Raw genomic sequence first — 1,084 nt, 5'->3', positions numbered from 1 at the left:
GCACCGCCTCCTCGTGCCGGCCGTGGCTCTCCAGGTCGACGACGACGGGTGCGGCCGGGTGCTCGGAGCGGCCGTGCCGCCACTGGGCGACGGCCAGGGCGAAGGTGCTCAGGAGCACGTCGTTGATGGTCGCGCGGCAGACACCGGGGACCCAGGTGAGCAGGGCCTCGGTGGTGTCCGCGTCGAGTTCGGCGGTGATCTCGCCCGCGGTCGCGTGGGTGTCCCGCGCGGGGTCCACGCGCAGGGCGCGCGGGGTGTCGCCGAGTACCGAACGCCAGTGTTCCAGCTCCTCCTCGGTCCGCGGCTGCCCGGCGAGGTCGGTGAGGGCCAGCGCCCACCGGCGCCATGGTGTGCCCACGGGCGCGAGGGTGTCGCCGGCGTAGGCAGCCGCCAGGTCCGGGATGAGGATGCGCCAGGTGACGCCGTCCATGACCAGGTGGTTGGCGACCAGGACGAGCAGACCGTCCTGGGCGGTGCCCCGGTCGAGCCAGACCGCCTGGAGCATGCGGCCGTCCGCCGGAGCCAGACGGGCCCGGGCCGCCCGCGCCTGCTCGGTGACCGCCGAGCGCACGGCGGACTCGTCGAGGCCTACGGCGTCGAAGCGGACCAGGCAGTCGGCCGGTGTCACGGAGCCCGGCTCCGGAACCTCGATGGTCCAGTCGTCGGCCACCCGCATGCGCAGCGCGTCGTGACGGTCCAGCACGGCCCGCAGGGCGGTGCCGAGCCGGTCGAAGTCGAGAGCCGCGGGCACGCGCAGGACCAGTGACTGGTTGAACTCCGCCATGTCGGAGCCGAGGTCCGCGAACCAGCCCATCATCGGGGTGCGGGGCGTCGGGCCGTACGCGGGGACGTCCGTGTCCGGTGCGGAGTGGTCCGGGCCGGTCCCTTCGGCGGCCGACCGGGCCAGCAGCGCGGGCGTCTGGTGCTCGAAGACGTCCCGCACGGACAGGACCAGGCCCGCCGCTCGGGCGCGGCCGACGAGCTGGATGGAGAGGATGCTGTCGCCGCCGAGGTCGAAGAAGCCGTCGTCGACGCCGACGGACTCCAGGCCCAGCGCCTCCGCGAACAGCGCGCACAGCAGCTC

1 protein-coding gene is annotated in these 1,084 nt (G+C 74.5%); it reads right to left on the bottom strand.

Annotated elements, in window-relative coordinates:
* On the bottom strand, window positions 1-1,084 hold a 1,084-nt coding region (locus ACFW2E_RS47625), incomplete at both ends, for a condensation domain-containing protein (protein ID WP_384478600.1).

This window comes from Streptomyces sp. NPDC058964 (assembly GCF_042741275.1).
Lineage (GTDB): Bacteria > Actinomycetota > Actinomycetes > Streptomycetales > Streptomycetaceae > Streptomyces.
Note: the sequence above shows the minus strand (reverse complement) of the source record. Positions and strands in the feature narration are given on the sequence as shown.